Here is a 26,987-nt window from a genome sequence, read left to right as displayed (position 1 = left end):
AGGACATTTTTGCTAATTTTAAAAAGTTAGTGATTCAGATCCAGAACATAATAATCAGCAATATATGGATATTAATTTACAGGCTTTTCGGACAATACTTAAACGGTATAATAAGACGTGTTTGACACGCGAATAAGAAAAATCATTTTGCCATAACCAGCCTTATGAGATAACTGCGCTGAGGCATTGATATCACCACTACGTAAACAAGGATGCTTTCGCTCTTCCCAGGGACATTTACCGTACAAGGATCTGCGCAATTATCCTTCCGGCTTTTCGAGAGTTTTAACAAAACTCAGCATAACGCTTTTAACAATCTGAGGCATAAAAAATGAAACCGGCATCCGTTATCATTATGGACGAACACCCTATCGTCAGAATGTCGATAGAAGTCCTGCTACAGAAAAATAAAAACATCCAGGTCAAACTGAAGTCAGGCGACAGCCACGAAGTGCTTGACTGTATACGCAACCACCCCATTGACCTGGTCATTCTCGATATTGAAATGACGGGCACGGATGGGTTCGTATTACTGAAAAGAATCAGGAACTTAAATAAAGACATTAAGGTTCTTTTCCTCTCTTCAAAATCTGAAGCCTTCTACGCAGGACGCGCCATCCGCGCCGGGGCAAATGGTTTTGTCAGTAAGCGAAAAGATCTGGGGGAAATTTATAACGCGGTGGAAATGATACTGACGGGCTATTCTTTCTTCCCTTCAGAAACATTAAGTTTTATAAACCATCTGGGCTCGCGGACGGGCGCCGCTGTGGATATGCCATTATCGAATCGTGAAGTGACGGTTCTGCGATATCTGGCGAACGGATTATCTAATAAGGAGATTGCGGATCAATTATTACTTAGCAACAAAACAATTAGTGCCCATAAGTCTAATATCTTTTCCAAGCTGGGCGTGCAAAGTATCGTTGAATTAATTGATTACGCGAAAGCGCACGAATTACTGTAATCCCTCTCTCTCCCTGCAACATATAATCGTCACAGGGAGAGTGGATACGATTAATTATAATTGATCATGAACGTTGCATCGGCGTCAGCCCGGCCCGGCTGCGGATTATCCGCCGTGGCGATATAATTGGCATAAAACGACAGTTCTGCATTTCCCTGCGCATCCACCGCCACCGTCTGGCTGGCCTGCTGCAACGCGAGGCGCGTTTTATCCCGGTCAAGGATCTCCACGGCCACGTTGCTGGCCGCGCTGGCATCATTCAGCGCCAGCAGGCTGTTATCATGCCCGTCCATCTTCCCCGTAAATGTGACCGAAGCTGCCCCCGGCGGGCATCCGGTCAGCTTCAGGGTGAACGGCACAGGCTGCGTCCGGCTCCCCGTTGTGCGGAGCTGTTTCGTGGGCCAGGTGCCGAGCGTGACGGTTTTATTGCTGTCGTCCCCCTCCGCCACGCAGGTAAAATCCACGATATTGCCGTAGAGCTGAATGTTAATTTCCCCAAGCGCCGTCTCTGCGTGTGCAGGGGAGCAAAGCGCAAAGAGCGCGACGGCTAAATACCGTATTCCGTTTCGCATATCTGCTCCTTAGTCGTAGTCGACGCGTAAATAGCCGCGAGAGGTAAAACGCCCCTCGGCAGGTTTTTTACCGGTCACGCTGACGGGCCACGCGCGGATCCCCACCTGTGCCTGAGCGCTGTCGTCCAGACGGAACGGGATTTTGCTGGTCAGGTTGTTGGGCGTCAGCGGCACGCCATTACTGTTGGCAATCACAAAACCCACATCCGCGTTATCGGAAACCAGCGTACTGCCTGAAACCTTCTCCGCTTCAACACGCATCGTGAGCATGGCGTTCGCCTCGACGTTGGTGCATTTTATGCCGATGGTTTTGCTTTGCGCTGAGATCCCCTCCGGCTTATTCCCAATGCCCGCTTTACTGAACAGGGAGGCGCCGATGTCTCCGAAATCGAACTCCACCACATTCCCGGCATTAATTTCACAGCTCTGAGGCACCTGAATGGTCCCGCTGTAGCTGATGGTATAAACCGGCGTGGTGAGCGGATCCGAGGAGGTCGTGGTGACGTAAACCCGGAACATGGTCGCCCGGGGGATCACTACCATATTGATAAAGCGTCGGGTCACCTTAAGCCGGAAGACGAGGCTGGAATCCTGTACACCAAACGGTTTGTTTTTAGACACGTTCGGATGGCTCCCCATCTGAATGTACTTTCTGGGTGGATAGAAGGTGCCAGCGTAGCTGTCGGTGATTTTCATCGCTCCGTCCAGATAGTCGTTAAGCTTCAGATACTGGTAGCCATCGCTGGTGCCCGTGACCGGGTAATCGGTAACATAGCTGCGCTTGGTGGTGTTCCCGGACGTTCCCTTAGGACAGACGGCGTTAACACCCACCCACTGAGACTTCTCGCTGAGTGTGACAATCTGCCCCACCTGGTTATTGGAGCTGTTGAATTTATCCGTCAGGTCGTAATACACCTCCGTCGGCACGCCATTTTCATTGACGCAGACGGTGGCGAACGCCTGAGATAGCGGCAAAAATGCCAGCAGGGATAGCCCCAGATAATGGATTTTATTCACAGCGGATCCCCTTAAGTGTGATCGCCTGTTGCAGGCTCTGTTCTGGCAGGCTGTAGGGCGCACGACACTGGGACTGCTTCCCGTCTCCCCACTGAATCAGCAGCTCCCCGCTCAGTGGCAGCCCGCTCAGGTAAATCTGACCGTCATCTCCCACCATGCTGGTTACGCCGCTCTGCGTCTCACGCACCACCGCCCCAAACGGCACAGGCTGGTTATCACGCTTAACGGTGAGCAACGCGCGCACGCCGATGCGGGTGTCAAAACTGGCGCGCACCAGCGCACCGTTCGTCGGCACGACGCTGGAAACGTTATTTTCAATGTCGGTGTTGTTGCTCATGGTGTTAGTGTCGAGCGCCACGCGGTTGTAACGGTACACCGTGGCGTACGGCATCACCGCATAGCCACGCCAGTCGGTTTTGACACCGGTCTGGTTTTCGACGCTCACGCCTGACGCGCCCGGCGCTTTGATCAAGACGTTGGTATCGCCCAGCGGCTGACTGAATGTGATGCCGTCTGAATGCCCTACCACACCGCCGGAAAGCTGCCAGTTGAGGTCGTGCTGATCCCGCGTGTAGTTGTAGCCCACGCCCAGCGTACCGTACGTTGCCTGCCAGTTAGCGCTGGCGCTGCCGCTGGCACCGTTATTGCTGGTGTGGCCCTGCGTAACGCTGTAGTTCAGGTTACGATCTTTTAGCAGCGTTCCGCTGATCCCGGTCTGCCAGCTGGTATCACCGTCGCTGTTACGGCTGGCAGAGGCCGTGGCATAGGCCCGATCGATCGCGTTATCGCGACGGTAGCCGTGACGGGTGAACAGGCTGAACGGGACGGAGACGTTGAACGAGGCGATCCGGTCGGTTCCATCAATGCCGACGGCCTTGTTCCACGACCAGGATAAGGCGTAGCTGACCCCTTTCACCCCGCCCGCGTAGCCGAGCTGATACCAGACGTTGGATTCGCTGGTGCCCCAGTAATTTTGCTGGCTGCCCGACACGTACACCGAGCCGTAATCGCCAAGAGACTGGGAGATATTGAGCTGGAAACGCCCTTTTTTATTCAGCGTCAGGTTGTGATAGCTCTGCACGTCCGGCACGCCGTCATCGTCCTGATCGTCGCCATACTGGTAGCCTTCCATTGTGCGCCAGGCCACATCGTCGAGGGTGTAGAAGCCTTTGGTCGAGTAGCGATAGCCCAGCAGCTGGAAGTTGGTGCCGAATCCGTTAAGGGATTTTGCGTACAGGAACCGCAGGGACTGCCCTTCATGGCGGCTATCATCGGCAAGCTGGCTGCGGGCATGGGTGAGATCAAGTGAAACCGCCCCCCAGTCACCGAGGTTTTTACCCGCGCCAATGGCGATGGCGGTATAGCGCGAGGCCAGCTGCGTTCCGCCGTACAGCGTGTAGCCGTCGGCAAGACCCGCAATCATCGTACCCTGAGTAAAGAACGGCGTGTCCTGCTCGCTGTTGCCGCTGCGATAGTCCCCTGCCACCAGATCGTATTTCCAGCGTCCTTCACGCTGGAGCAGAGGAACGGTGGAATACGGGACGGTGTAGCGCTGCTGGCTGCCGTCCTTCTCTTCCACCGTCACCTCCAGGTCACCGCTTGAGGAGGTCGGGTTAAGATCAGTTATCGCAAAAGCCCCCGGCTGCACATAGCTCTGGTAAATCACGTATCCGTTCTGGCGGATCACCACTTTGGCAGGGGTGCGGGCGATTCCGCGCACGGTAGGCGCGTAGCCTTGCAGGCTGTCCGGGTACATACTGTCGGACGAATAGAGGCGACCACCGCGAAAACCGACGCTGTCGAAGACATCGTTACCGGTGTTGCTGTCACCCAGCACCAGCTCGCTTTTCAGCGGGATGATCGTACGCTGCGCCCAGGTACCAATATTTTGCCAGCTGCTGTGCCGCTGGCCGTTGCTTTCGGTATAACGCCACGCGCCGTTATTGCGTAATCGCCAGGCGCCATAGTTCAACCCGCTTTGCAGGTTCAGATAGTAGCTGTCGTCGTCGCTGCCCCGGTTGCCGGTAAAGCTGTAGTTCAGCAGCGCGGCGGGGATGCCTTCATCCCACTGTTCAGGCGGAATATACCCGCGGGCGCTGTTTTGCATCGCCACCTGAGGCAGGCTGACGTTCAGGCGCAACGAGGCGAAGTTGAACGCTGTTTCGCTGCCCGGAATCGCCGTGGTGAGCGGAACGCAGGTATCACCCTGCACGTTGCTCAGTTCCGGGAAGGCGGCGATATTGACGCCAAAGCGATCGAGCATCGCGCGCGTTATACACGGCGACAAACCGCCCGCGACCGGCGGCGTGTTGTCGGCTTGCTCAAACCGCACGTCCTGCGTGCCAATAAACTCATCGTTACGCCAGATATCGACGCGATAGACGCCCGGTGCCTGCTGGTGGCCTTTTTCAAAACGCGACAAATCCGCGACGTTCGCCGTGTCATCGGAGAGAAACGCCGGGTTAAAGTAGCTTTCGCCCCAGCCAGCGAGTGGCCAGAGCGTTGCCATCAGTGCCAGCGCAACCGGGCAGTAACGCCATTGAGTGTTCATCGCCCTGTCTCTGCTCACAGGCTGACGCTACGCGCCGGCGTAATGGCGCCATAGTCATTCACACTCTGCCAGGAGAGCGTGCCGCTCGTAGCGGCAGGCAGCACCTGCTGCGCCGAGCTTTTAGGAGCAACCATCAGGTTATCCAGCGTCTGTCCGCCGAGCTTCAGATTGACCAGCGTGACGTAATACGGTGAGGCATTGCTCACCTTAAGATGGTTGCCGACGCGCTCAAAGCGCAGCTGTGAGAGCGCCTCTTCCGGCGGCATCGCCAGGTTAGACGGGCGAACAAACAGCTTGATACGTGACAGAATAGCCAGTTGCAGGACGTTGTTGCCGTCCTGATGTTTTTTGCTGACGGAGGGAATCGCTTTGACGTTCATGTAAAAGAGCGATTCGCGATCGGCAGGCAGCGCCGGGCCTGCGTAGATAATGCGCAGGGTGTTTTCGCTGGCCGGCTCGCTGACAAACAGCGGCGGCGTGACGGCAAAGGTTTTTTCCTTTTGCCCGTTGGCATTTTCTATCCACGCGTTAATTAAATAGCGCTCTTGTTTATTGCTGTTGGTGATCGCCAGCGACGTTTGTTTGGCATCGGCCGGATAAATAACGCGCGTCGCGCCCAGCGCAATTCCGCCGGACGCATTCGCGCTGGCAGAAACCATCATCAAAATAAAAGATAAAAACAGTCCAGGTTTAATCAGGGTGTTCATCACAACCGTACCTTTAATAATTAGTTCGCAGGCGTCAGGGATAAATCAACGTAAACCAGACATTCGACTGAATAGTGCCTGGGACAAGGTGTTCGGAAATTGCCCGGTAGCGGGCGCTGAAATGAAATACCAGCTCGCGGGTGTTAATGGGTAACCAGCTCACCGCCGTCGCGTTCGGGATGATCTGACGTTGCTGTTCGTCAAAAAGCGCCAGCCCGACACCACTGCTGACCGCATTTTCCCCCGGCCGCGATGTCGCCAGGAAAACCTGCGGGTCTTCTGCCGGTGTCACTCCCTGGAACTGGATCCCCACGGTGCGGGAGACGTCCACGCTGCAATCCAGCAGACGTACGGTGAAAGGCACATTAACCGTGGAAAAGCTGCCGACGCCGGAAAAGGCGTTTGTGCGGTATTGCCCCATATCCACGCGCATATTCTGGCTGTCCGGAGCCACGGCGCAACCGCCGTTAACCAGCTCTCCCCTGAGGTGTACTTTGCCGCCGTCAATAACCACGGTATGTGCGTTTACCGCTGGGGCAATCGCAAGGGCGCACAGCAGTATCCCAGTCCTTGTCATCCTTCGCTCCCGGTATAGGCGATCAAAAGACCTCTTCCCTGAGGCCAGCCACATCCCTGTACTCAGGCATTACTCGTATTTCATTACGAATGTTGCGTCCGCGTTTGCCTGGCCTGGCTCGGTGGTCGCCGCCGTGGCTTTGTAGCGCGCGGTGAAGTTCAGGGTGTTAGTCCCTTCAATCAGGTTCTGCGCCGCAGAGAAGGTTGCGCCGTCCGGGGTCAGCGTGGAGGATTTGCTGTCGAGGATCTCAATACCTACGCCCTTCGCGGAGTTGTCGTTGTTACCGGAGCTTACCGCCAGCAGCGTTTTGTCGGTGGCGTCGATCTGGCCGGTAAACGCGACAGCAGCGGTTTTCGCTACCGCAGGATCGCAGTCGTTCAGTTCGATGGTGAACGGAATATTGGAGGTGGTGTCACCCACTTTAGTGAATTTCGCGGTACGGTACTGGCCAAGATTAACCGTCTGCTCTGAAGAGTCAGTATTCACTGAACACGCGGCATTCACTAACTCACCTTTAAAATGCACCGTACCACCGTTTACAGATACAGGCGCTACCGGATCTTCTGCGTGAGCGGCACCCGCGACCAGGGCCAGAGTTGCAATAACAGTAGAAGCAATGTTGCTGAGTTTCATGTCTATTCCTTTAAAATGTAAATAACCCTTCCCGCGCATATTCGGGAATAAGAAATACGTTCAATTAAAAAATTGAAGGCTTATTTCGGAGAGGACAAAGTAGCTCAGGAATCTATTTTGTAATATGTCAAAACGCTGCCATTTAGCCAGGTCACATCCTAATCACCTCTAAGAAATTGACCATGCCCTGAGAAGGGATTTTGCGGGACATCGATGAAATCTCGTAAAGGGTGACTGACAGCGGCGCTCGCTTCTGACAAAATACAGGCAATTCCCCCTTTCTAACGTTACAGACGGAATCTTCTCTCTGATGGCAGCAAAGATTATTGACGGTAAAACGATTGCGCAGCAGGTGCGCTCTGAGGTTGCGGAAAAAGTGAAGGCGCGTAAAGCCGCCGGATTTCGCGCCCCCGGGCTGGCCGTTGTGCTGGTTGGCAGCAACCCGGCTTCGCAAATTTATGTCGGCAGCAAACGCAAAGCGTGTGAAGAGGTGGGGTTCGTCTCCCGCTCTTACGATCTGCCGGAAACCACCAGCGAAGCGGAACTGCTGGAATTGATCGACACCCTGAATGCCGATAAAGAGATCGACGGTATCCTGGTTCAGCTGCCGCTGCCTGCGGGCATCGACAACGTGAAGGTGCTGGAGCGTATCGCGCCGGACAAAGACGTTGACGGTTTCCATCCGTATAACGTAGGCCGCCTGTGCCAGCGCGCGCCGCGCCTGCGTCCATGCACCCCGCGCGGCATCGTGACGCTGCTGGAGCGTTATAACATCGATACCTATGGCCTGAACGCCGTGGTGATTGGCGCCTCCAACATCGTGGGCCGTCCGATGAGCATGGAGCTGCTGCTGGCGGGCTGCACCACCACCGTCACCCACCGCTTCACCAAAAACCTGCGTCATCACGTCGAAAACGCCGATCTGCTGATCGTTGCGGTCGGCAAGCCGGGCTTTATTCCGGGCGAGTGGATCAAAGATGGCGCAATCGTCGTGGACGTGGGTATTAACCGCCTGGAAAACGGCAAAGTGGTTGGCGACGTGGTGTATGAAGATGCCGCAGCGCGCGCATCCTATATTACTCCGGTCCCGGGCGGCGTTGGCCCGATGACGGTAGCAACACTGATTCAGAATACCTTGCAGGCGTGCGAGGAGTATCACGACGTAGAGGACGCGTAATCATGGCAACTTTTTCTTTAGGTAAACACCCGCACGTTGAGCTGTGCGATCTGCTGAAGCTGGAAGGCTGGAGCGAAAGCGGCGCGCAGGCGAAAATCGTCATCGCCGACGGGCAGGTAACAGTAGACGGCGCGGTGGAAACCCGCAAGCGCTGCAAAATTGTCGCGGGTCAGACCGTGAGCTTCGCAGGTCAGAGCGTGACCGTGACGGCCTGAGCTGTCTGATGCCCTCACCCTAACCCTCTCCCACAGGGAGAGGGGATAAATATCCCCTCACACCCATCACGGTTAATTATCGATCAACTTCAAATAATCACTATTCCCTCTGGCGAAATGTGAAATTTAAGTTGCGCGATTTTCAGACTTTCCCCACGATAAGTAGAACGTTCTACTAAAACGTTCTACTTACAATAACAGCGCAAAAAAAGCGCTACTCGGGGGAAATCAGCATGAGCCTGATATCAGGGTTTGTTAAATCGCTGTCTAAGTTATCGATGATTGGTCGCGCCTTAATGCTGCCAATTTCACTGCTTCCCGCTGCGGGCCTGTTGCTGGCCTTCGGCGATAAGTTCCACTTGCCGCTGATGATGAACGCAGGCGGGGTTATCTTTGATAACCTGCCAATGCTCTTCGCCATCGGCTCTGCCGTCGGACTGGCTTCGGAATCCGGCATTGCCGCTCTCTCTGCGGCGGTCTCCGTGTTTGTCACTAACATCACCATCAGCACCGTGCTGAGCATTACGCCGGAAATGGCCTCCCAGGGCGGGAAATACGCCATGGTCGTCGGCATTCCGACGTTACAGATGGGCGTCTTTGGCGGCCTGATCTGCGGTATTCTTGCGGCCTGGTGTTACAACCGCTTCCACACCATGCAGCTGCCGGAATTCCTCGGCTTCTTCTCCGGCAAGCGCTTTGTGGCGATTGCGACGGCGTTTCTGTCGTTCCTGCTCGGCCTGCTGCTGCCGTACGTCTGGCAGCATATTCAGTCCGGCATCGACGCCCTGTCCGTGGTGGTGAACGGCGATAACCAGGCGGCCTCGACCTTTATCTTCGGGCTGGTGGAGCGCGCGCTGATCCCGCTCGGCCTGCATCACATCTGGTATCCCTCCTTCTGGTATTCGTTCGGGGATTACACTACCCAGGCGGGCCAGGTGATCCACGGCGACCAGACCATCTGGTTCAAGATGCTGGAAGAAGGGGTGAAATCCTTCAGCAGCGACACCTACCAGAACGCCGGGAAATTCATGCAGGGCGAGTTCCCGCTGATGCTGTTCGCGCTGCCCGCGGCGTGCCTGGCGATGTACCACGAAGCGCACACGAAGAATAAGAAAATCGCGGCCGGTATTCTCTTCTCCGCCGCCCTCACCTGCTTCCTGACGGGCATCACCGAGCCGGTAGAGTTCACCTTTATCTTCGTGGCGCCGATCCTTTACGTCTTCAACGCCATCATGGCAGGCCTGGCGTACATGACCATGTACCTGCTGCATGCGCATATCGCCAAGTCGTTCTCGGCGGGCTTTATCGACTACCTGTCGTTCGGGATCCTGCCGTCGTTTAACGGCTATCAGACCAACTTCCTGAGCGCCATTATCATCGGCATTCCGATGGCATTAATCTACTACTTCACCTTCCGCTTCGTGATCCGCCGTTTCGACGTGAAAACGCCGGGCCGCACCGAAGTGACCGCCAGCGCGAATGACAAGTCCGATTCCGAACTTGCCACCGAAATCATCGGCCTGCTGGGCGGTGCGCAGAACATTGATTCCGTCGGCTCCTGCATCACGCGTCTGCGTCTGGAAGTGGCGAAGAGCGAAGCGGTGGACCGGGACGGGCTGAACGGGCTTGGCGCGCGCGGCGTGGTGTTCGTGGGCGATAACGGGATACAGGTGATTTTCGGGGCCAGAGCACAGTTTATCGCCCAGACGATGTCTACGATGATTGGCAAATAATAAGATGCCTGAAGGAGGCGTCTCCTGTACGCTGGGGGTCGCCTCTTATCTGGCTGATAATCGGTAAATTTCAGGGAGCGGTTTTGAAGAAAGTCAGCATTATTGATGTCGCAAAGCATGCGGGCGTGTCGGTTTCTACCGTTTCGCTGGTGCTGCGCCAGAAAGGGAAGATCTCAGAAGCGACGATCGGGAAGGTCAATGCCGCCATCACAACGCTGGGCTATGTTCATAACGTCGCCGCTGCCAATCTTCGCGCCAACACCTCCAACTTAATCGGCCTGATCCTGCGCGACTTCAGCGACAGCTTTTCCATCAAGGTGATGGCGAGCATCGTTCAGGAGCTGGAGAAGCAGGGTTATATGGTTTTTCTCGGTCAGCCGCTGAATGACGGCGAACATCTTGAGCGTACCCTGCTCTCGTTTAAGCAGCAGGGCGTGGCGGGCGTCATCTACCTGGCGTCGGACACCCGCACCGCCTCTCTCCCGGAACACATTCGCCACTGCCCGCTGCCGCTTGTGGCGGTTTCGCAGTCGTTGCTGGAAGAGAAATGCAATCTGGTGATGCGCGATAACCGCCAGGCGGCGAACCTGGCCGCGCGTTATCTTATCGAACGCGGGCACCGCACCATCGCCTATATTGGCGGGCGCGACGGGTGCCGTATCCGCGAGCAGCGCCTGCTCGGTTTTCGCAGCGCGATGACGCAGAACGGCCTGGTCTGGCGTGAGGAATATTCTCCAGCCTGCACCGATGACACGCAGGCGGCGGCCATGGCGACTCGCCAGCTGCTGGAGAAGAACAACACGATTACCGCCCTGCTCTGCCATTCACCGGACGCGATGATCGGTTCGATCTCAGGTATTCACCAGGTGGGGCGCACGGTGGGTAAAGACGTGTTTTTAACCCAGCAGGTGGCGCTGATTGGTTTTGAAGATATGCTCCACGTTAATCTCACGTCGCCGTCACTGACTTACGTTTCGTCTGCCAGCGAAGAGACCGGCCGCCAGGCGGCAGGGCTGATGATCCGCAGGCTGAAAGAGCCGGACCTGCAAACGCAGCGCATAACCCTCTCCGGGCAGCTTATCGCGCGGGAATCGGCGTAAAATCAGAATTTAGCATGGGTCTTTTAGCGCGAGATGACTGCTATATTTCCATGATTTGCAATGGATAAATGCAATGCCTACCGTTATCACCCACGCTGCCGTACCTCTGTGTCTGGGCTTAGGGCTCGGAACCAACGTCATCCCACCCCGCCTGCTGTTTGCCGGGATCGTCCTCGCCATGCTGCCCGATGCCGATGTACTGGCGTTTAAATTCGGTGTTGCCTACGGGAATATTTTCGGCCATCGCGGTTTCACTCATTCGCTACTGTTTGCCCTGGTGGTGCCGATACTCTGCGTGCTGGCAGGCCGACGATGGTTCAGGGCCAGCCTGACGCGCTGCTGGCTGTTTTTAACCGTGTCGCTGCTGTCGCACAGCCTGCTGGATTCGATCACCACCGGCGGGAAAGGCGTCGGCTGGCTGTGGCCCTGGTCAGATGAGCGCTTCTTTGCGCCGTGGCAGGTGATCAAAGTCGCGCCGTTTGCGCTGTCGCGCTATACCACGCCATACGGGCATGAGGTCATTATCTCAGAACTGCTGTGGGTGTGGCTGCCGGGGATGGTGCTGATGGGGATGTTATGGTGGAGAAAACGTGCGCGCTGATGCCCTCACCCGGCCCTCTCCCACGTGGAGAGGGGGAAAACCTAACAATTCCCTCTCCCTGTGGGAGAGGGTTAGAGTGAAGAGAAAATTACTTACGACGCCAGGTGGTTCCCTGCGGGCCATCTTCCAGAATAATGCCCATCTCGGTCAGACGGTTACGCGCCGCATCCGCCGCCGCCCAGTCTTTCGCCTGACGCGCTTCCAGACGCGCTTTAATCAGTGCTTCAATTTCCGCCACTTCGCCGTCGTCCGCCTGCGCGCCGCTTTGCAGGAACACATCCGGCTCCTGCTCCAGCAGGCCGAGCACGGAAGAGAGCTTACGCAGATGAGACGCCAGCGCATTGGCCGCCGCCATATCTTCTGACTTCAGGCGATTCACCTCACGCGCCATGTCGAACAGCACGGAATAGGCTTCAGGGGTGTTGAAGTCGTCGTTCATGACCTCAACGAAGCGGGCTTCGAACGCCTCGCCGCCTGCGGCCGGAACAGACTTGTCGGTGCCGCGCAGTGCGGTATACAGACGCTCCAGCGCAGCGCGCGCCTGCTTCAGGTTCTCTTCGCTGTAGTTCAGCTGGCTGCGATAGTGGCCAGACATCAGGAAGTAGCGCACGGTTTCCGCGTCGTAATACTTCAGCACGTCGCGCACGGTAAAGAAGTTGCCCAGCGATTTCGACATCTTCTCGCGGTCAACCATCACCATCCCGGAGTGCATCCAGTAGTTCACGTACTCGCCGCCGTGAGCACAGGTGGACTGCGCGATTTCGTTTTCGTGGTGCGGGAACATCAGGTCTGAACCGCCGCCGTGGATGTCGAAATGGTTGCCCAGCTGTTTGCAGTTCATCGCGGAACATTCAATGTGCCAGCCCGGACGCCCTTCGCCCCACGGGGATGGCCAGCTCGGTTCGCCCGCTTTGGACATCTTCCACAGCACGAAGTCCATCGGATTACGCTTCACGTCAACCACGTCCACGCGCGCACCGGCCTGGAGCTGGTCCAGATCCTGGCGGGAAAGCGCACCGTAGGTTGGGTCCGTCGGCACCGAGAACATCACATCGCCGTTGTCCGCCACATAGGCGTGACCGCGCTCGATCAGCTTTTGGGTGATATCAATGATTTCATGGATATGGTGGGTCGCACGCGGCTCGCTGTCCGGGCGCAGAATATTTAAGGCGTCAAAATCCTTGTGCATTTCGGCGATCATGCGATCCACCAGCGCGACAAAGCTTTCGCCATTTTCATTAGCACGTTTAATGATTTTGTCGTCGATGTCGGTGATATTGCGCACATACTTCAGGTTGTAGCCCAGGAAGCGCAGGTAGCGTGACACCACGTCGAACGCGACAAAGGTACGGCCATGGCCGATGTGACAGAGATCGTAAACCGTAATACCACACACGTACATGCCGACTTCCCCGGCATGGATAGGTTTAAATTCCTCTTTTTGGCGCGTCATTGTATTAAAGATTTTTAACATCGAAGATTCCATGTAAACACGTGTGTGGATTGTTTGTTCCTTATAATACCCATAATTCGGAGTACGGTCAGCACACAATGCAAGGTGATCGTGTCCTGTGGTTATGCTATAACAAGCCCCTATATGTGACCCGAGCACGGGTCGACGCACCACAATAACGGAACAGGATGCAAAAATGGTTACTTTCCACACTAATCATGGCGATATCGTAATCAAAACCTTTGATGACAAAGCGCCTGAAACAGTTAAAAACTTCCTGGACTACTGCCGCGAAGGTTTCTACAACAACACTATTTTCCACCGTGTGATCAACGGCTTTATGATCCAGGGCGGCGGTTTCGAGCCTGGCATGCGCCAGAAAGAGACGAAAGAAGCGATCAAAAACGAAGCGAACAACGGCCTGAAAAACACCCGTGGTACGCTGGCAATGGCCCGTACTCAGGCGCCACATTCTGCAACCGCACAGTTCTTCATCAACGTAGCGGACAACGACTTCCTGAACTTCTCTGGCGAAAGTCTGCAAGGCTGGGGCTACTGCGTATTCGCAGAAGTGGTTGAAGGGATGGACGTGGTCGACAAGATCAAAGCCGTTTCTACTGGCCGCAGCGGTATGCACCAGGACGTTCCTAAAGAAGACGTTGTGATTACAAGCGTGACCGTCAGCGAGTAATTCGTGGCGACACTCTTTATTGCGGATCTGCATCTGCAAACAGAAGAACCGGCGATAACCGCCGGTTTTCTGCGTTTTTTACGCGGTGAAGCGAAAAACGCCGACGCGCTGTACATTCTGGGCGACCTGTTTGAGGCCTGGATTGGCGACGACGATCCGAACCCGCTGCACCGTGAGATGGCTGCGGCCATTAAAACGCTGGTGGATTCCGGCGTCCCCTGCTATTTCATTCACGGCAACCGTGATTTCCTGATCGGCCAGCGCTACGCCCGCGAGAGCGGCATGACGCTGCTGCCGGAAGAGCAGGTGCTAAACCTCTATGGCCGCAATATTCTGATCATGCACGGCGACACGCTCTGCACTGACGATACCGGCTACCTGGCGTTTCGCGCCAAAGTTCACACCCCGTGGATCCAGAAAGTGTTCCTCGCCCTGCCGCTGTTTATTCGCAACCGCATCGCCGCCAGAATGCGCGCGGGCAGCAAGGCCGCCAACAGCAGCAAATCGATGACCATCATGGACGTCAACCCGCAGGCGGTGGTGAAGGTGATGGAGAAGCATCGCGTTCAGTGGCTGATCCATGGCCATACCCATCGTCCCGATGTGCATTCCCTTATCGCCAACGGCGAGCCCGCCCATCGCGTGGTTTTAGGGGCCTGGCACAGCGAAGGATCGATGGTCAAAGTCACGCCGGAAGGTGTTGAATTGATCGCCTTCCCGTTTTAACCCTCCCCGTCTTTTCGCCCATTTCCCGACCACGCAACCGTTTTCCTTGCCGGTATTACATGCTATTCTCTGTGCCCTCGAAAGCAGTGTGTTCCGCACCACAGGAGTTTTAAGACGCATGTCTTCCCGCAATAATCCGGCGCGTGTCGCCATCGTGATGGGGTCCAAAAGCGACTGGGCTACCATGCAGTTCGCCGCCGAAATCTTTGAAATCCTGAATGTTCCGCACCACGTCGAAGTGGTTTCCGCGCACCGTACGCCGGATAAACTGTTCAGCTTCGCCGAAAGCGCCGAAGAGAACGGTTACGAGGTGATCATTGCCGGTGCGGGCGGCGCAGCACATCTGCCGGGCATGATTGCCGCCAAAACGCTGGTGCCGGTACTGGGTGTTCCTGTGCAAAGCGCCGCGTTAAGCGGGGTTGATAGCCTTTACTCTATCGTCCAGATGCCGCGCGGCATTCCTGTCGGTACGCTGGCGATTGGTAAAGCGGGTGCGGCAAATGCCGCCCTGCTGGCCGCGCAGATCCTGGCGACGCATGATAAAGAGTTACATCAGCGTCTGGCGGAGTGGCGTAAAGCCCAGACCGACGAGGTGCTGGATAACCCGGATCCGCGGGGTGCAGCATGAAGCAGGTTTGCGTTCTTGGTAATGGTCAGCTTGGCCGGATGCTGCGTCAGGCCGGTGAGCCGCTGGGTATTGCCGTCTGGCCCGTCGGGCTGGATGCCGAGCCGGAAGCCGTGCCGTTCCATCAGAGCGTGATCACCGCCGAAATTGAACGCTGGCCGGAAACCGCCCTGACCCGCGAGCTGGCGCGTCATAACGCCTTTGTAAACCGCGACGTCTTCCCGATCATTGCCGACCGTCTCACGCAAAAACAGCTTTTCGACAAGCTCGGCCTCGCGACCGCGCCGTGGCAGCTGCTTTCCGATAAGCGCGAATGGGATGACGTCTTTGCGATGCTGGGAGACCTGGCGATTGTGAAGCGTCGCGTCGGCGGCTACGACGGCCGCGGGCAGTGGCGCCTGCGCGCGAACGACACCGCCGAGCTGCCGGATGACTGCTACGGCGAGTGCATCGTTGAGCAGGGCATTAACTTTAGCGGTGAAGTGTCGCTGGTTGGCGCGCGCGGGCATGACGGGCACACCGTTTTTTACCCGCTAACGCATAACCTGCATCAGGACGGGATTCTGCGCACCAGCGTCGCCTTCCCGCAGGCCAATGCTGACCAGCAGGCGCAGGCGGAAGAAATGCTCTCTGCCATCATGCATGAGCTGGGCTATGTGGGCGTAATGGCGATGGAGTGTTTCGTCACGCCGTCGGGTCTGCTGATCAACGAACTTGCGCCGCGCGTGCACAACAGCGGTCACTGGACGCAAAACGGCGCCTCCATCAGCCAGTTCGAGCTGCACCTGCGCGCCATCACTGACCTGCCGCTGCCGCAGCCGGTGGTGACCAGCCCGTCGGTGATGATCAACCTGATCGGTACCGATCTGAACTACAACTGGCTGAAGCTGCCGCTGGTGCACCTGCACTGGTACGACAAAGAGGTACGTCCGGGGCGTAAGGTCGGTCACCTGAACCTGAACGATACCGACACGGACCGCCTGAGCGCTACGCTGGAAGCGATTGTTCCCCTGCTGCCGCCAGAATACGCGAGCGGCATTGTCTGGGCGCAGTCAAAACTGAAGTAAGTATCCCCCGCCGGGGAGTTGACCTTCCCCTTCCCCGGCGTACAATTCCCGCCCATTGCTGCTCAGTTTTCTTCTGGAATCACCATGAACGATGGAACGGACTATCGCGCGATCCTCGCGTCCGATACCCCTTTAATCGACGTTCGCGCGCCGATCGAATTTGCCCAGGGTGCGATGCCCGCCGCACTCAACCTGCCCTTAATGAACGACGACGAGCGTGCCGCCGTCGGCACCTGCTATAAACGCCAGGGTCCGGACGCCGCGCTGGCGCTCGGCCATAGCCTGGTCAACGGCGAGACGCGAGAGGCGCGCATCAACGCCTGGCGGGAAGCCAGCCTGGCCCATCCTGAGGGCTACCTTTGCTGCGCGCGCGGTGGCCAGCGCTCACACATCTCCCAGGCCTGGCTGAAAGAGGCGGGAATCGATTATCCGCTGATCCGCGGCGGCTATAAGGCCCTGCGTCAGACGGCGATTCAGGTGACCATTGAGCAGTCACAAAAACCGATGGTGCTTATCGGCGGCTGTACCGGAAACGGTAAAACGCTGCTGGTTAAGCAGCATGCGCAGGGCATCGATCTGGAAGGGCTGGCGCACCATCGCGGCTCATCATTTGGTCGCACGCTCACCCCGCAGCTTTCCCAGGCCAGTTTTGAAAATCACCTTGCCGTCGAACTGCTAAAAAAAGACGCCGCGCGCTGGGTGCTGGAAGATGAAGGCCGGATGATTGGCTCTAACCACCTGCCGGAATGCCTGCGCGACCGCATGGTTGACGCCCCTGTCGTTGTCGTCGAAGACCCCTTTGAAGTCCGCCTGGAGCGCCTGCGCGAAGAGTATTTCGACCATATGTGGGCCGATTTTTCTGCTGCCTACGGCGAGAAAGCGGGCTGGAAAGCGTATAGCGAATATCTGCATCACGGCCTGTACGCCATTCGTCGCCGTCTGGGGCTGCAACGCTTCGCGGAATTTACCGCCCTGCTGGATGCCGCGCTTGTCGAGCAACAGCGTACTGGCAGCACTGACGCGCACTTCAGCTGGCTTGTGCCGCTGCTGAAGGATTATTACGACCCGATGTACGGCTATCAGCTGGAGAAAAAGGCGGAGAAGATTGTGTATCGCGGGACGTACGAAGAAATTGCTGAGTGGCTCGATCGCTGAAAAATAAAGCCGGGTGGCGAGGTAAAAGCAAAACGGCAACCTGGGTTGCCGTTTTTAATGTTTTTTCCCTCTCCCCGTGGGAGAGGGTCAGGGTGAGGGCATCAGGCCGCACCCTACATGACAACTTAGAAGTCGTAACGCAGACGCACCAGGTTCATGTCGCCCAGGTTGTCGGTGCTGGAGGTGAACACGTGTTCGTAATCCACGCGGAAACCGTAATCCAGCTGGAAGCTGATACCCACACCGTTGTCGATGCGCTGGTAGTTACGGCCATTCACGTACTCGATACGGTCGCCCATGAAGTACGGCTGGATGGATTTCACCGCATACTGACCAACAGGGAACTTGTAACCCGCAAAGTATTCAATACCCCATGCATCACCGGCGAAGTAGTCGTTAACGGACACTTTTTTGGTGGTCAGGAAGTTTTGATACCAGCCGCCGCCTGCGGAGAAGGTCCAGTTATCCGGCGTCCAGCTCAGGGCGGTACCAAGGATGTTCTGGTCGTAGGATTTGCTGTCGCCGTTGTCCGGGTTACGCATGTCCGCGCGGGTGTAGTTCCACGCTGCGCCCCAGGTCAGATCGGTGGTCAGGTGATAATCGATACCCAGTGAACCGCCGCCTTTACGCTTGTAGCGCAGGCCGTTGCCCGGCAGGTATTCGCTGTCTTCAAACAGGTAAGAGGCGTAGATGTCAGCATCGCCCACGGTTTTCTTGTACTTCAGCATCTGGCGTGAACGGTAAGAGCCGTCGTAGTCGCCATTAATCCCGTTACCTGGCGCCTGACCAATCATGTCGTAGTCCCAGATATCGGTTTTTGCGCCCACCACGTCATAGTACACGCTGTTCTGCTGGCCGAAGGTCAGCGTACCCCAGGTGTCGCTCTTCAGACCGGTGTAGAGCATACGGCGTGAAGTATCGTGCGCGCCGTCGGCGTAGTGGTTATCCCAGTTAAACTGCGCCGGAATGTTCACACCCAGCTCGTAGTAAGTGATCCAGCTGATGTCATCGAACAGGTAGTAGTCTGCCGCGAAACGGAAGCGGGTACCGCCGTCAAAGCCGTTGCGCTTGTAGCCGTTTTTGCCGTCATCGCCGGTCATGTTCTGGAACTGAGGACGAATACTACCGCCAACGGTGAAGTTCAGGCGGCTCAGCGGGTTACCCGCCTGCGGATCCTGTTTCAGAAGAGTGATTTCCGCCTGGGATGCGAAAGAAGCCAATGCCACTGCTGCGCCGATCGTTGTCGCCAGCGCTGTTTTTCTTATAGTCATTCTTTTTCCTTGATAGACACGCTACTAAATATTTAGCTGGTGAATATTAACCGGAAAAATTCGGGCTGTGTGGGCGGGTTTTTAATGTTTTGTGCTACTAAATGCAGGGACATTAACGATTTGTGCCGTTAAGCAATGACGCACCAGCAGAAATGCCGGTGCGTCATCATCACGTCAGTAAACTAGCTGACAAACTGGCGGAATAGCGCTTTACCTTTCAACAGCCGGGATCCGAGCCAGCCGCCGCACAGGGACAGCAGCACGGCGCCGCAGACGGGCAGCGTGAGCCACAGCCGCCAGTCGGGCTCCCACGGGAAGTCGAAGACTTTGCTCTGGAGTACCGCCAGCGCCGTTTCCGCCCCGATGGCCGCCACCAGGCCCGCCACCAGCCCGAGCAGGGCAAATTCGCTCCACAGCGTGGCGCGCAGCAGCCGTTTACTGGCCCCCAGCGTGCGGTAGACAACCAGCTCCTGATGACGCTGACGCATGCCGACCTGCACCTGCGCCAGCAGCAGCAATATGCCACAGATCGTCACCAGCACCACCATCACCTCCAGCGCGCGGCTTACCTGCTCCAGCACCTGCCCGACCTGTTTAAGGATCGCGCCGATATCCAGCAGGCTCACCGTCGGAAATTCCCGGTTAAGCTGCGTCAGCATGCCGTTGCCGTTTTCCCAGCGGAAGCTGGTGAGCCAGCTCTGGGGCTGTCCGTCCAGCGCACCCGGCGGGAAGATGAAGAAGAAGTTTGGCCGCAGGCTTTCCCAGTCCACTTTACGCAGGCTGGTAACTTTGGCGGTGAAATCCTGGGTATCACCGGTGAAGGTCACGCTGTCGCCGAGGTTCACGTTCAGGCGTGTCGCCAGCCCCTCCTCCATCGACACTTCCCCCGCTTTCGGCGGCCAGGTGCCAGCAACGATCGGGTTATGGTCCGGACGTTTCGCCTGCCAGGTCAGGTTGAGTTCGCGGTTGAGCGATTCATCCTTATTTCCCTCCGTCGACTGGCCGTTGATCTGCGTCAGTCGGGCGCGCACGATCGGATAGAACGACTCGGGAATAATGTGATGCTCGGACAGGAAGCCCTTCAGCGGCGTCACCTGCTCGGGCGCGATGTTGATCAGGAAATAGTTCGGGCTTTCTGGCGGAAGCTGCTGCTGCCAGCGATCCAGCAGATCCCCGCGCAGCACCAGCAGAAGCGCCAGCAGCATAAACGACAGCGAAAATGCCGAGAGCTGGCTGAGGGTAGACCACGGCTGGTGCAGCAGTCGGTTAACCGCTAACCGTATGGAAAGTGATTTAACTGTCAGCTTTCTCAGCACATTAAGCAGTATCCAGCCCACTACGCCGCACAGCAGCGCCAGCACCACCGCGCCCGCCAGCACCGCCCACAGCAGCGTACTGCCGCCCATCAGCCAGGCCAGCAGCCCGACCGCTACCGCAATAATCACCGGCAGGTAGAACTTCAGCGGCCAAACGCTGGCCACCACATCGCGGCGCAGCACGCGCAGCGGCTGGGTGGCGAGTAGCAGCCGGTACGGGCGTAACCCCACCAGCAGGGAGATCGTCGTCATCGCGCCGATTGCCCACAGCCACGGCCAGAGGCTGGCAGGCGGTAATGCGGCGGGCAGTACCGGTTTGAGCAGCACCATCAGAAGCTTTTCAAACAGCAGCCCTATCGCCCCGCCGGTCAGAGCCGACAGCGCCAGCACCATCAGCCACTGGCCGACAATCAGCTTGCGCAGTTGCGCGCGGCCCGCGCCGAGGGTTTTGAGGATCGCCACCAGATCGTAACGGCTGCGGCAGTAGTGCCCCATCGCCACGGCAACCGCCGCAATGGCAAGCAGCAGGGTTAACAGCGCCGACAGCAGCAGGAACTGCTGAGAACGCTCAAGAGATTTGCCGAGCGCCCCGTCATCCTGCTCCAGCCCGTACCAGCGGTGTTCCGGCTTGAGCTGCGGCAGGAGCCATTTTTCGTACGCCTCCAGCTGAGCTGGCGTTCCGCCAAACTTATACCGCCAGGTGACACGGCTTCCCGGCTGGACGACGTGGGTTTTCGCCACATCCGCGGTGTTCATCAGCAGGCGCGGCGCAAGCTGGAACGGATTAAATCCGGAGTCGGGCTCCTGCACCACTTCCCCGGCAATTTTGAGTGTCGCGTCGCCGACGTCGATACTGTCGCCGGGTTTCAGGTTCAACAGCGCCATCAGTCGCGATGCCAGCAGGACCGTACCGGCCGTCGGTTTTAGCCCCGGCGGGCTGGTTTGTAAATCACCGTACATCGGGTAGATGTCATCCACGGCTTTTACGCTGGCAAGCTGCGGCGTGTCGCCCGCAAAGGTCATGGTCTGAAAGGTGATCTGCTCCCCTACTTTCAGCCCCTCTGTGCGCGCTTCCTCAATCCAGCCCGGCGGCACGGGGCGAGAACTTTGCAGAGCCCGGTCCCCGGCCATAAATTCCCGACTCTGCTGGCTAAGCCCTTTCTCCATACGATCGCTGACGCTACCGAGCGCCAGCACGCAGGCCACCGCCAGGCTCAACGCCAGCCAGACAATCAGCAGCGAGGGCGAGCGCCACTCGCGCCAGAACCAGCGGGCAATCATGCTTCCTCCTGAAGAATACCGTTCACCAGCCGCAGGCGGCGGTCGCAGCGGGCGGCCAGCTGCGGGTCGTGGGTAACCAGAATCAGCGTGGTGCCGTGCTCGCGGTTGAGGGAAAACAGCAGATCGGCAATTTTGTCCCCGGTTTTACGGTCGAGATTGCCCGTTGGCTCATCGGCAAACAGCACTTCCGGGCGCCCGTTAAACGCCCTGGCCAGCGCCACGCGCTGCTGCTCACCGCCGGAAAGCTGTGCCGGAAGGTGGTCGAGACGTTTTCCCAGCCCCAGCTGTTCCAGCAACGCCTTCGCGTGATCGCGGCTTTCACGGGTATTTTCACCGCGCAGCAGGCCAGGTAGCTCAACGTTTTCCAGCGCGTTCAGCGTCGGGATCAGCATGAATGACTGAAAGACAAACCCGATATGCCGGGCTCGCAGCGCGGCGCGGGCCTCTTCATCAAGCGCGTGGAGGGGCTGGCCGACCAGGTTCACTTCCCCACTGCTGCCATCGTCCAGACCGGCGAGAATGGCCAGCAGCGTGGACTTACCGGAACCGGATTCACCAATCAGGGCGATGGTTTCGGCACGTTTGACAACGAGTTCAACTCCGGTGAGGATGGAAAGCTCGTGTTCCCCCTGACCGACGGACTTCTTAAGACGATGAACTTCAACAATGTTTTCCGCTGGCATTTGCCCTTCCTGTTTTTGATGCTGATGACCTTCCGCGCGGCGGCTGCGGACACGTTATTGATTCTGGGCGACAGCCTGAGCGCGGGCTATCGTATGGCCGCCAGTGCGGCCTGGCCCGCCCTGCTCAATGATAAATGGCAGTCCCGGGCCTCTGTCGTGAACGGCAGCATCAGCGGCGATACGTCGCAGCAAGGCTTATCGCGCCTGCCTGCCCTGCTTAAGCAGCATCAACCGCGTTGGGTGCTGGTCGAACTGGGCGGTAATGATGGTTTGCGCGGCTTCCAGCCTCAGCAAACGGAGCAAACGCTGCGGACCATTTTGCAGACCATTAAGGCCGCCAATGCCCAGCCGCTGCTGATGCAAATTCGCCTGCCCGCTAACTACGGCCGTCGGTATAATGAGGCGTTTAGCGCGATCTATCCTAAGCTTGCCAAAGAGTTTGATATTCCGCTGCTGCCATTTTTCATGGAAGAGGTCTATCTGAAACCCCAGTGGATGCAGGATGATGGCATTCACCCCAATCGCGATGCCCAGCCGTTTATTGCCGACTGGATGGCAACCCGGCTGGCTCCTTTAGTAAAACATGACTCGTCAAACAGCTGAGAACCTGACAGGTAAAGTTATGCAAAAATCGGTCTTAATAACAGGATGTTCCAGCGGAATTGGCCTTGAAAGCGCCCTTGAACTGAAACGTCAGGGGTTTTGGGTGCTGGCAGCCTGCCGCAAACCCGAGGATGTCGAACGCATGCGAGGGCTGGGATTTACCGGCATTCTGCTGGATCTCGATTCGCCAGAGAGCGTAGAGCAGGCCGCCGATGAGGTTATCGCCCTGACCAACAACCGTCTTTACGGTCTGTTCAACAATGCGGGCTACGGCGTGTACGGCCCGCTACAGACTCTCTCACGGGAACAGCTGGAGCAGCAGTTCTCCGCAAACTTTTTCGGGGCGCATCAGCTTACCATGCGCCTTCTCCCGGCCATGCTGCCGCACGGCGAAGGGCGGATTGTCATGACCTCCTCGGTGATGGGCCTGATCTCCACGCCGGGCCGCGGGGCTTACGCTGCCAGTAAATATGCGCTTGAAGCCTGGTCCGATGCGTTGCGCATGGAGCTGCGCCACAGCGGTATTAAGGTCAGCCTGATTGAACCCGGCCCGATCCGCACCCGCTTTACGGAAAACGTTAACCAGACGCAGGCGGACAAACCGGTCGAAAATCCCGGCATCGCGGCGCGTTTTACGCTTGGGCCAGAAGCCGTCGTTGCCAAAGTGCGCCACGCATTTGAGAGCGATACCCCTAAAATGCGCTATCCGGTCACGCTGGTGACCCATGCCGTCGGCTGGTTGAAACGCCTGCTGCCGGGGCGGATGATGGACAAAATTTTGCAGGGTTGAGTTGAAGCGACCACGCTTACCCCCATGTAAAGAGTAAACCGATAAAAGAGAATGCCGCATGTCCGTACAGAATATCGTCAACATAACTGAAGCTAACCTGCAACAGACGCTCGAACAGTCAATGACTAAACCGGTGCTGTTCTACTTCTGGTCTGAACGCAGCCAACACTGCCTGCAACTGACGCCGGTCCTGGAAAGCCTTGCCGCGCAGTACAATGGTCAGTTCATTCTGGCGAAGCTGGATTGTGACGCCGAACCGATGGTGGCTTCCCAGTTTGGCCTGCGTGCGATCCCAACCGTCTACCTGTTCCAGAACGGTCAACCGGTAGATGGCTTCCAGGGGCCGCAGCCCGAAGAGGCGATCCGCGCCCTGCTGGATAAAGTCCTGCCGCGCGAAGAAGAGCTGAAAGCGCAGGAAGCCATGGCGCTAATGCAGGAAGGCAAGTACGACGAGGCGCTGCCGCTGTTAAAAGACGCCTGGCAGCTGTCGAACCAGAACAGCCAGATTGGTCTGCTGCTGGCAGAGACCCAGATTGCACTGCACCGCCCTGAAGACGCGGAAGCCGTGCTGAAAACGGTGCCGATGCAGGATCAGGATACCCGTTATCAGGGTCTGGTGGCGCAGATTGACCTGCTGAAACAGGCGGCGGATACCCCTGAAATTCAACAGCTTCAGCAGCAGGTTGCGGACAACCCGCAGGATGCCGCGCTGGCAAGCCAGCTGGCGCTTCAGCTTCATCAGGTGGGGCGTAACGAAGAGGCGCTGGAGCTGCTGTTTAGCCATCTTCAGAAGGACCTGGGCGCCGCAGACGGACAGGCTCGGAAGATGTTCCAGGAGATCCTGGCCGCGCTGGGTACCGGTGACGCGCTGGCGTCGAAATATCGTCGTCAGCTGTACGCGTTGCTCTACTAGCAAAAAAATGCCCGGTGGCGCTAACGCTTACCGGGCCTACAAAAGCAGATATTACCCCGTCTTTTTCAACTGCGTCACCACCAGCTGGTGGCGCGCGTTGTAAAACTTCCGATAGGTCAGGTAGCAGGCAATGATGGTGGACAGGCTCGCCGTAGAGAGCAGCATAAACGTCACCATAATCTGGTATTTAATGGCTTTTACCGGATCGATACCGGCAAAAATCAGCCCCGACATCATGCCCGGCAGGCTCACCAGCCCCACCGTTTTGGCGGAATCCACCGTTGGGATCAGCGAAGAGCGAATGCTGTCGCGGATCAACCTCGCCGAGGCCACCTTCGGCGTCGCGCCAAGGCTTAGCTTCTCCTGAAGCTGCTGCTGTTCACTGCTGAACCGTTGCCCCAGATTGTTGTAGCACAACCCGACCGCCACCATCGCATTGCCCGCAATCATCCCGGAAATGGGGATCACCTGCATCGGCGTAAATTCTATCGAGCCGGAAAGCACCAGCACAGCCAGCGTTAACGCGGTCCCGGTAGTGATGGCGATCAACGACGAAATGAACGCTTTATCGATGTATTTACTGCGTTTCTGCGCGTTCCATGCCGCGTTAAAGCAGATAAACAGCACCATCAACAGGGTCAGCACGGCATGATTGACGTTGAAGATGTATTTCAGCACATAGCCGACGATGATGAGCTGAATAACCGCGCGGGCGATACTCCAAAGAATATCTTTTTCCAGCCCCAGCTTTTCCCGGTAGCTGACCACAATCGCCACCAGCACCAGGACCATTGACAGCGCCAGCGATTCGTTAGTTATGTTATGTTCACCCACGGTGAGCCTCCTCCATTTTCCCGCCCTGCGGCCTGAGCGTGATGACATCATCCGCATGGGTAATTTCATTTGAATCATGCGTCACCCACAGCACGGCAATATTCTGCTCCCGGGCGTAGCGATGGATAATGTCATTGACGTTGCGCTTGTTAGCGTCATCCAGCGCGCTGGTGATTTCGTCCAGCAACAGCGCCTTCGGCAAGAATTGCAGGTTACGGATCAGCGAGACGCGCTGCTTTTCCCCGCCCGACAGTTCGGCGATCGATTTGGTCAGCGTCTCCGGCGAAAGCCCGAACCGGGTCAGATCGTCGGTAAACTTTTTCGGATCAGGCGTTTGGTTGCGGATGTGCCAGGGGAAAACCAGATTGTCGTACACCGTGTCGCCAAACAGGGACGGCGTTTGCACGCAGTATGACACCTGCTGGCGATAGCTTTCCGGTGAAAGCGTGGCGATATCTTTTCCTGCAAACAGGATGGTTCCCTCCGTTGGGCTCAGTAGCGAAGCCACGATTTTCAGGAGGGTGCTTTTGCCGCAGCCGGAGGGACCGGTTATCAGTTTAAATTCGCCCGGAGAGAGACAAAAATCGACGTGCTGAAGGATGGTGTTATCACCCACACGAAAGCCAACATCCCTGATATCCAGAAGATTTTTTTTATTATTCATTCCGATTCCATTAACCGCTGTGATAAGAAGAGCCTTAAGCATAATCCTTTCCGCTACGCAGCGCGAATAGCCTTAACCTATAGCAAGTGTTAAACTTTTTGCCTGTTTATTGTCACCTCTATAACTACAGGAAGTCAGCAACATGACACATATCTTTTATGAGTTCTCCTCCCTGAAGCCTGGTGTTCCTGATGTGGAAACATTAATGGAAGTCATCAATTCTTCTGAACTCACGCGTTTTGTCATGGGGGCAGAGGTGGTCGATTTTGTTAAGAAGGCGCTCATCGTTAACACCACAATCGGTAGCTTTAAAAACTGCTATTTTGCTTTCGATGATGGGGCTTACTTTCTCGAGTTTGACGGCAAGGGTAAATCCAGACGCTTTACTGAGGTGCCTGACTGGTTCGTTTCCCCTGCGGAATTTGCCCGCTCGCAATGGCTGATTAACCATGACCTGGCCGATGTGAAGGCGACGGCGTTTATTGACGTGCTGATGTCCTACCCGCTTAAAGAGCGCCGGGCGCACTGCAATCTGCTGTTTGGTCTGGATCTGCATAAGGTCAATGTGGTTCCGGCACCTACAGCCCCTGCCGGAAAAATGGGCAATAAAAACGGAAAAACTACCAAGCCTCGCGTTACGGATCTCGGCTCTTTTGAGCTTTTTACCGCGTTCTTTGCGCGTATGAAAACCGCCGTCAATGCTAATGAATTCCCTACCCTACAGGTGCTGACCGGCCAGGAGGATCTTACAAAAGCGCCGCACAACTTAAAGCAAGGGATCAGAACCTGGTTTAAAGCGATTACTGGCGATCTGCCGCCGAACAACAAACGTGTCGGAGCGGGCAATGCGGTGCTGTTCTGCGCTCCCGTTCGCGAGCAGATCCAGCAGATAGAGGCCATCGGCCTGGAAAAATACTATCAGGGATTATCAAAAGCCATCGCTGACGCCGGGGATGGGTTTATCACTGACTTCAGCTATACCTGGTCTGAAAAGTAACGCTTTGCGCCCCGCATCCCGAACGGGGCGTTTTATTTCTGCCAGTCCGGTTCCCACCTCTTTACAGGGGC

At 56.8% G+C, this 26,987-nt stretch carries 27 protein-coding genes; 15 read left to right on the top strand and 12 right to left on the bottom strand.

Going from position 1 to position 26,987, the window contains the following annotated elements; genetic code table 11:
• Nucleotides 1-331: 331 nt before the first annotated feature.
• The gene (gene fimZ, locus BFV63_RS05375) at nucleotides 332-964 is read left to right on the top strand and encodes a fimbria biosynthesis transcriptional regulator FimZ (protein WP_003858901.1); all 633 of its coding nucleotides are present in this window, start codon (nucleotides 332-334) and stop codon (nucleotides 962-964) included.
• Between the two features lie 50 nt (nucleotides 965-1,014).
• On the opposite strand, the gene sfmF is transcribed toward fimZ, so the two are convergent.
• From sfmF to fimA, 6 genes are all read right to left on the bottom strand, one after another.
• Nucleotides 1,015-1,536, bottom strand: coding sequence for a fimbria assembly protein (sfmF, locus tag BFV63_RS05370; RefSeq protein WP_023315556.1), 522 nt, complete (start codon nucleotides 1,534-1,536; stop codon nucleotides 1,015-1,017).
• A gap of 9 nt (nucleotides 1,537-1,545) precedes the next feature.
• Nucleotides 1,546-2,553, bottom strand: a complete 1,008-nt coding sequence (gene fimH, locus BFV63_RS05365; protein WP_057059147.1) for a type 1 fimbria D-mannose specific adhesin FimH — start codon at nucleotides 2,551-2,553, stop codon at nucleotides 1,546-1,548.
• Entirely contained in the window at nucleotides 2,546-5,104 is a 2,559-nt protein-coding gene (locus tag BFV63_RS05360) for a fimbrial biogenesis usher protein (protein WP_045330173.1), read from the bottom strand. The genes fimH and BFV63_RS05360 overlap by 8 nt, the downstream gene beginning before the upstream one ends.
• A gap of 14 nt (nucleotides 5,105-5,118) precedes the next feature.
• Nucleotides 5,119-5,811 (bottom strand): type 1 fimbria chaperone FimC, encoded by a 693-nt coding sequence (gene fimC, locus BFV63_RS05355; protein WP_048241261.1) that lies wholly within the window; start codon nucleotides 5,809-5,811, stop codon nucleotides 5,119-5,121.
• A gap of 34 nt (nucleotides 5,812-5,845) precedes the next feature.
• On the bottom strand, nucleotides 5,846-6,388 hold the full coding sequence (gene fimI / locus BFV63_RS05350) for a type 1 fimbrial protein subunit FimI (RefSeq protein ID WP_003858910.1): 543 nt from the start codon (nucleotides 6,386-6,388) through the stop codon (nucleotides 5,846-5,848).
• Between the two features lie 69 nt (nucleotides 6,389-6,457).
• On the bottom strand, nucleotides 6,458-7,021 hold the full coding sequence (fimA, locus tag BFV63_RS05345; protein ID WP_003858911.1) for a type 1 fimbrial major subunit FimA: 564 nt from the start codon (nucleotides 7,019-7,021) through the stop codon (nucleotides 6,458-6,460).
• Nucleotides 7,022-7,331: 310 nt separating this feature from the next.
• On the opposite strand from fimA, the gene folD reads away from it, so the two are divergent.
• The 5 genes from folD (at nucleotide 7,332) to BFV63_RS05320 (ending at nucleotide 11,847) form a co-directional block, all read left to right on the top strand.
• A complete protein-coding gene (gene folD, locus BFV63_RS05340; protein WP_003858914.1) occupies nucleotides 7,332-8,198 on the top strand; it encodes a bifunctional methylenetetrahydrofolate dehydrogenase/methenyltetrahydrofolate cyclohydrolase FolD in 867 nt (288 codons plus the stop codon).
• A gap of 2 nt (nucleotides 8,199-8,200) precedes the next feature.
• A complete protein-coding gene (ybcJ, locus tag BFV63_RS05335; protein WP_022650521.1) occupies nucleotides 8,201-8,413 on the top strand; it encodes a ribosome-associated protein YbcJ in 213 nt (70 codons plus the stop codon).
• A gap of 233 nt (nucleotides 8,414-8,646) precedes the next feature.
• On the top strand, nucleotides 8,647-10,146 hold the full coding sequence (locus BFV63_RS05330; protein ID WP_003858916.1) for a PTS transporter subunit EIIC: 1,500 nt from the start codon (nucleotides 8,647-8,649) through the stop codon (nucleotides 10,144-10,146).
• An 83-nt stretch (nucleotides 10,147-10,229) separates the two neighbouring features.
• Nucleotides 10,230-11,246, top strand: coding sequence for a Mal regulon transcriptional regulator MalI (gene malI / locus BFV63_RS05325; RefSeq protein ID WP_048241263.1), 1,017 nt, complete (start codon nucleotides 10,230-10,232; stop codon nucleotides 11,244-11,246).
• A 73-nt stretch (nucleotides 11,247-11,319) separates the two neighbouring features.
• Nucleotides 11,320-11,847: a metal-dependent hydrolase gene (locus BFV63_RS05320; RefSeq protein ID WP_022650519.1), complete on the top strand. Its 528-nt coding sequence runs from the start codon at nucleotides 11,320-11,322 to the stop codon at nucleotides 11,845-11,847.
• Nucleotides 11,848-11,935: 88 nt separating this feature from the next.
• On the opposite strand, the gene cysS is transcribed toward BFV63_RS05320, so the two are convergent.
• Nucleotides 11,936-13,321, bottom strand: a complete 1,386-nt coding sequence (gene cysS / locus BFV63_RS05315; protein WP_022650518.1) for a cysteine--tRNA ligase — start codon at nucleotides 13,319-13,321, stop codon at nucleotides 11,936-11,938.
• A 175-nt stretch (nucleotides 13,322-13,496) separates the two neighbouring features.
• Between cysS and ppiB the strand changes: the two genes are divergently transcribed.
• The 5 genes from ppiB to mnmH all read left to right on the top strand — a co-directional run bounded on the left by ppiB (nucleotide 13,497) and on the right by mnmH (nucleotide 17,564).
• Nucleotides 13,497-13,991, top strand: a complete 495-nt coding sequence (gene ppiB / locus BFV63_RS05310; RefSeq protein WP_000256009.1) for a peptidylprolyl isomerase B — start codon at nucleotides 13,497-13,499, stop codon at nucleotides 13,989-13,991.
• Between the two features lie 3 nt (nucleotides 13,992-13,994).
• The gene (gene lpxH, locus BFV63_RS05305) at nucleotides 13,995-14,717 is read left to right on the top strand and encodes a UDP-2,3-diacylglucosamine diphosphatase (RefSeq protein ID WP_022650517.1); all 723 of its coding nucleotides are present in this window, start codon (nucleotides 13,995-13,997) and stop codon (nucleotides 14,715-14,717) included.
• 118 nt (nucleotides 14,718-14,835) lie between these two features.
• Nucleotides 14,836-15,345 (top strand): 5-(carboxyamino)imidazole ribonucleotide mutase, encoded by a 510-nt coding sequence (gene purE, locus BFV63_RS05300; protein ID WP_003858921.1) that lies wholly within the window; start codon nucleotides 14,836-14,838, stop codon nucleotides 15,343-15,345.
• Complete coding sequence (gene purK, locus BFV63_RS05295; protein WP_003858922.1) at nucleotides 15,342-16,409, top strand: 5-(carboxyamino)imidazole ribonucleotide synthase; 1,068 nt, start codon at nucleotides 15,342-15,344, stop codon at nucleotides 16,407-16,409. Before purE ends, purK begins: the two co-directional genes overlap by 4 nt.
• 84 nt (nucleotides 16,410-16,493) lie before the next feature.
• Complete coding sequence (mnmH, locus tag BFV63_RS05290; protein WP_022650516.1) at nucleotides 16,494-17,564, top strand: tRNA 2-selenouridine(34) synthase MnmH; 1,071 nt, start codon at nucleotides 16,494-16,496, stop codon at nucleotides 17,562-17,564.
• A gap of 125 nt (nucleotides 17,565-17,689) precedes the next feature.
• On the opposite strand, the gene BFV63_RS05285 is transcribed toward mnmH, so the two are convergent.
• The 3 genes from BFV63_RS05285 to ybbA all read right to left on the bottom strand — a co-directional run bounded on the left by BFV63_RS05285 (nucleotide 17,690) and on the right by ybbA (nucleotide 22,115).
• Nucleotides 17,690-18,835, bottom strand: coding sequence for a porin (locus BFV63_RS05285; protein WP_022650515.1), 1,146 nt, complete (start codon nucleotides 18,833-18,835; stop codon nucleotides 17,690-17,692).
• A gap of 182 nt (nucleotides 18,836-19,017) precedes the next feature.
• Nucleotides 19,018-21,432 carry a putative ABC transporter permease subunit YbbP gene (gene ybbP, locus BFV63_RS05280; RefSeq protein WP_048241268.1) on the bottom strand — a complete coding sequence of 805 codons (2,415 nt, stop codon included), beginning with the start codon at nucleotides 21,430-21,432 and terminating at the stop codon, nucleotides 19,018-19,020.
• Nucleotides 21,429-22,115 carry a putative ABC transporter ATP-binding protein YbbA gene (ybbA, locus tag BFV63_RS05275; RefSeq protein ID WP_023315548.1) on the bottom strand — a complete coding sequence of 229 codons (687 nt, stop codon included), beginning with the start codon at nucleotides 22,113-22,115 and terminating at the stop codon, nucleotides 21,429-21,431. The genes ybbP and ybbA overlap by 4 nt, the downstream gene beginning before the upstream one ends.
• On the opposite strand from ybbA, the gene tesA reads away from it, so the two are divergent.
• From tesA to BFV63_RS05260, 3 genes are read left to right on the top strand one after another with little or no spacing between them, the layout of a single operon-like run.
• Nucleotides 22,086-22,718, top strand: a complete 633-nt coding sequence (gene tesA, locus BFV63_RS05270) for a multifunctional acyl-CoA thioesterase I/protease I/lysophospholipase L1 (RefSeq protein ID WP_003858933.1) — start codon at nucleotides 22,086-22,088, stop codon at nucleotides 22,716-22,718. The two genes, ybbA and tesA, sit on opposite strands and share 30 nt — an antisense overlap.
• Entirely contained in the window at nucleotides 22,699-23,508 is an 810-nt protein-coding gene (locus BFV63_RS05265; RefSeq protein WP_006809829.1) for an SDR family oxidoreductase, read from the top strand. Before tesA ends, BFV63_RS05265 begins: the two co-directional genes overlap by 20 nt.
• Nucleotides 23,509-23,566: 58 nt before the next feature.
• A complete protein-coding gene (locus BFV63_RS05260) occupies nucleotides 23,567-24,421 on the top strand; it encodes a co-chaperone YbbN (RefSeq protein ID WP_003858935.1) in 855 nt (284 codons plus the stop codon).
• A gap of 51 nt (nucleotides 24,422-24,472) precedes the next feature.
• Here the strand turns inward: BFV63_RS05260 and fetB are convergent, their stop codons facing one another.
• Together fetB and fetA are read right to left on the bottom strand one after the other, a co-directional pair.
• Nucleotides 24,473-25,255 carry an iron efflux ABC transporter permease subunit FetB gene (fetB, locus tag BFV63_RS05255; RefSeq protein WP_017383223.1) on the bottom strand — a complete coding sequence of 261 codons (783 nt, stop codon included), beginning with the start codon at nucleotides 25,253-25,255 and terminating at the stop codon, nucleotides 24,473-24,475.
• Nucleotides 25,248-25,919 carry an iron efflux ABC transporter ATP-binding subunit FetA gene (gene fetA, locus BFV63_RS05250; protein WP_015571235.1) on the bottom strand — a complete coding sequence of 224 codons (672 nt, stop codon included), beginning with the start codon at nucleotides 25,917-25,919 and terminating at the stop codon, nucleotides 25,248-25,250. The genes fetB and fetA overlap by 8 nt, the downstream gene beginning before the upstream one ends.
• A 142-nt stretch (nucleotides 25,920-26,061) precedes the next feature.
• Between fetA and BFV63_RS05245 the strand changes: the two genes are divergently transcribed.
• The gene (locus tag BFV63_RS05245) at nucleotides 26,062-26,916 is read left to right on the top strand and encodes a hypothetical protein (RefSeq protein WP_023324252.1); all 855 of its coding nucleotides are present in this window, start codon (nucleotides 26,062-26,064) and stop codon (nucleotides 26,914-26,916) included.
• The last annotated feature ends 71 nt before the right edge of the window (nucleotides 26,917-26,987 follow it).

The sequence above is a fragment of the Enterobacter hormaechei subsp. xiangfangensis genome (genome assembly GCF_001729785.1).
Classification (GTDB): domain Bacteria; phylum Pseudomonadota; class Gammaproteobacteria; order Enterobacterales; family Enterobacteriaceae; genus Enterobacter; species Enterobacter hormaechei_C.
This window is presented reverse-complemented; position numbering and strand designations above follow the sequence as displayed.